The following is a 4,108-nucleotide window of genomic DNA, read 5'->3' on the forward strand; positions in this document are numbered from 1 at the left end:
CTCCGCGGCCTTCCTGGCGAAGCCCGCCTTGACGGTCATGTCGCCGGCGACGGTGTCCGAGGGGATCGTCCAGCCCTTGAAGCTGTAGACGTACTTGGCGGTCGGGGCCTTCGCCTCGGCCATGCACTGCTCCTGGCCGACGGTCAGCACGTTTCCGTCGGCGGACACCTTGGCCCCGTAGGGGACGGTGAAGCTGGATTTGCTCACGGTGCCGTAGCTGGCCCCGCTCTTGGTCACGGTCACGGTGTATTCCCTGGCATCGGCTCCGAAGGAAGCGATCACTGCCGTATCCCCGGTGACGGTGTAGGTCGGTGCTCCCCTGATCACTGCGGCCGCCGCGCCGGATTCCGGGAATTCCCATCCTACGAAGCGATAGACGTACTGCGCGTCGGATTCGGCCGGCGTGGCGGTGACCGTGGTATCCCCTATGGCAAGCGAGCTGCCGTCGGCCTCGATGGCCGTGCCGTACCTGACGGTGAGCTCCGTCAAGCTGACGGACCCGTACCCTTTCGGCTGCGCGGCAAAGGTCACTGTGTACAGGGCGCGGTTGTACCTGCCTTCGGTGTCCTTGTAATAATCTCCGGATATGTCGCCGCTTACGGGGGTATCCCCGTCGTAGAGGCCGGCGGGGAACGAGTTCTCTCCCACCGCCATGACGGGGTTGAGGATGGATATGGAGGAGAGCGCGGAGCATCCGGCGAAGGCGCCGTCCTCGACGGAGGACACGGTGCCTAGGAGCTTGAGCGTCTCCAGGGTCTCAATCCCGCTGAAGGCGGCTCCCACGCTCTCCACCGCCAGGGTGAGCGACTTTATCGGGCACCCGTCGAACGCGTTGCTGCTTATCGACTTCACGGAGTCCGGGATGGTGACCGACTCCAAGGAAGCGCATCCGGACAGGGCCCCGTTCGCTATGGAGGCCACATCCGAACCGTTCACGGACTTGGGTATCTCCAGTTCTTTCGGCGAGCCCTTGTATCCGATCAGTGTCGCTTCGTCGTCGACTATGGAGAACAACATCCCATCGACCTCTGCGACGTTCAACAGCGCTTCGGGTGACATCACATAGGCTAGACGGGTACCTCCATCAGGATATGAAGACGAGATGGCATCGTTGCTGTCCAGGTAGGCGATACCGCAGTAGGTGCTGTGGAACCAGGAGCCGCCTACACGAAGGGAACGCCAGCTTGCGTTTGTCCGGATGCGATCTCCCGGGACGCCAAAGTTTTTGGAGTTGGAATCGGATTGCGTTGAGACGGGAAGGTCCCAGTAGGCTGAGTTGCCATCGGTGCCGCTGATCCATCCGTTTTCAGGAAGGGACAGCTTATCAGAGGTCTGATTTCCCAGTTCCTCCCCTCCAAGGCTGTTCCCTGTGCACAGGACCCTGTCGTTAAATGCAGCGTCGCCGACGAACTCCAAAAGGGATCCCCAGGGGTTTTCTATGAACAGCTTGGAGTAGTCGTACGTGGACTGGGCGTAGGGCCCGGCGGCATCAGCGAGGCCTGTCTTCAATGCATGAGAAGTACTATAAAAATTGCCGTCCCAATTTACAGGGCCGTTCCCGAGCATCTCCTGGGAGTTTTTGGTGCCCATTACCGTATACGCCATTATCTTGTACAGGGTCCACTGGTAGAAGTTCCATAGCTGGTAGTCTGCGCCGTCCGCAGGGTCCAGCGCGTCGGCGTAAGCCTTGAACTCGTTGCCAGTTTTCCCGCCCGTAGGCACGGATCCGCTGACGGAGAGAAGCTTGTTGTCGGCCACGGTGGCCTCGTAGACCCCTATCCCGATGTAAGGGAATGCGTTCGTGAACGTTTTGCCGTCGCCCAAGGAGTGGGCGTACGCGACCATGCCGGAGACCGACACGCCGCCGGCGTCGTACGACGGCGAGCTGGAGATGTACAGGTGGTTCGAATCTGCCTTCCAGTACACCGTCGGAATCACGAGCATTATGTTGTACGTCCCGGTCAGTACGGTGCCCTTCAGCGTCTTGGACAGGTCGTAGGGATCCAGCACGAATGCGATCGTCCCGGTCATGAAGTTCCGCATGGTCTCGCCGTTGTCCTCACCGGAGCCCTCGGAGATGTTTATCGCGGCATAGAACGAGTTGAACGGGCCCATGCCAGTCTCCGCGTTGAAGTCCCAGAGCCCAGATATCGGACCCTTGGACGTCCTTTTGCCTGTTATTGTTTCAAGATTGGACCCGTCTATGGAAGCCGAGACGCTCTTTATTGTCACGTTGTCGTCGTCCGTCCACAGGTCGTACAGGTACTCTTTTGGAGCCGGAATCGGCGCCGTATCCTTCGTGGCGGCGGAGTCGGCCCCGCTGCTCTCGGTCGCCAGCGGCGATATGAGCATGAGTGCCACCGCGACGACCGCGAATGCCATCGTTTTCACTCTCATGTTTTTCCCTTCCGTTGATTTTTCCAGTTTTCATCATGCATAAGATCGTTCGGTCCCGCTATGTTCCCTTTTCGGGCGGCGGTTTCTGTGTTCCTGCCGAGATTCAGAATCGAGAGCGGCGGGAGAATCCGATACCGTCCGTAGAGAGGGCGGCTGAGTGGCTTCTGAGTATGCTTTTGAATCTCATGCTCAGAATTTAATGGTACTGAGAAGGCTCTGAGCATAGGGCAGAATCTGTGGCAGAATCGCTTTGAAGGTGTGCTCAGCGGCCTGTGTGCCACGTAGAGCAGCCATATTGTCCCAAGGCAGAATGATTCTCTTTCGCTTCAGCATCTATTGTATAATTTGCATTCGCAAAGAATCTGTAAGAACGGCTTTTTAAATTTGATGATTTGTCAATAGTACATCAGACTTTTTATTGCGAGCTGATTTTTGGAAATCTAACTTCTCGGTTTTTCTTGTCCAATGGGCATGGCCAGCGGTTATGGAATAATTGGAATTCGATTTCATCGGAGAGTCTTCATCGGCATCGGCAGCCCATTCCAATTACGATTCCTGTCTATGCCAATCTCTTGTGAGATGATCCGGTTCATTTCCAGATTATCGTCCTGCCTTCTCTGGGTGAAGTGCGCTTGTACTCCATCCGCGGATGGCCGACGACGAATGCCGCGGATGCGGTCAGATCCTCCCTTATCTCGGGGAAGAACGACATGAAAGCATCAGGATCGTTCTCCGATGCTTGAAGGATCCACCTGGAATGGAACCCTCCTAGGCCCATCGAGAAAGCCATGAGCTCCATCTGCTCCATGGCAATGGCTGAATCTATCGGCAGTCTGGAGAAGGCGATGATGACCTGTCTTCCCTCCCACGTGAACGGATTGTTCCTGCCTTCCATCCCGCTCTCGACATAATCCACGAACTGCCTCAGACGCGGATGCTCGTCCGTATGGGTTCTCAGAATCGAGGCGCAGAGCCTCATGAATTCGTCGAACCGTGCATCGACCACGGCGAACTCCATCGCCTGGGAGTTCTCTGCGGTAGGTGAATACCTCGTAGAGGAGATCATCCTCTCGATTTCGTCTGCGGAGCATTTCCTGTCGAACCAGCGGTGGCTGTGCCTCTGACGGTAAAGCATCATCAAAGAGCCGGCATCGACCGGTGCGGACGCCTCTGCAGGGGATTCCGAGGCGAATCTCCTCAGTCTGATGGCGTCCTTCGGGCATACCGCCAAGCAGTGGCCGCATCTGAAACAGCTGTATTGGGATTCGACCTCGTGGATCCTCCTGTCGGCTCCAAGAGCAAGATGCCCTCTGATGCACACCTTGGCGCAAAGCCCGCATCCGATGCAGCGGTCGGAGACTATCAGCTCCTTTTCCATGGCCGGTAATCGCAGGATCTGGTTCTAAAAGCATCCGCTCAGCCATGTCATGCACCTGCAGAGACTTCGGACAATGCAGCAACAACAATATACAGGCTCAGCATCCGCACCTTCCGGCCTCTGAAAGGGCCCGTCCATGACGAAATCGCGTCCGCTGGGAAGGTCTAGTAGATAGTTCATTCTAAAACACTATTATAGTCACGAACCTAATGTTTTTGAATTATAAAGACATACGTTGATTCATGGTGGCCGTAGAGCAGATCGAAATATCCAGAAAGGTTGGCATCGACGATATCGACAGGCGCATGAAAGAGATCGAGAACTTGACGAAGA

2 protein-coding genes are annotated in these 4,108 nt (G+C 56.4%); both read right to left on the reverse strand.

Annotated elements, in window-relative coordinates; genetic code table 11:
- On the reverse strand, positions 1-2,397 hold a 2,397-nt coding region (locus IKP20_07615), incomplete at its 3' end, for a leucine-rich repeat protein (protein MBR4504819.1).
- A 589-nt stretch (positions 2,398-2,986) separates the two neighbouring features.
- Positions 2,987-3,775, reverse strand: coding sequence for a nitroreductase family protein (locus IKP20_07620; GenBank protein MBR4504820.1), 789 nt, complete (start codon positions 3,773-3,775; stop codon positions 2,987-2,989).
- Between the last annotated feature and the right edge of the window lie 333 nt (positions 3,776-4,108).

This window comes from Candidatus Methanomethylophilaceae archaeon (genome assembly GCA_017524805.1).
In the GTDB taxonomy this organism is placed as follows: domain Archaea; phylum Thermoplasmatota; class Thermoplasmata; order Methanomassiliicoccales; family Methanomethylophilaceae; genus Methanoprimaticola.

Excerpts from the sequence above, each read along its gene's own strand:
- IKP20_07620 (MBR4504820.1), bottom strand. The coding sequence starts at position 3,775 with ATGGAAAAGGAGCTGATAGTCTCCGACCGCTGCATCGGATGCGGGCTT.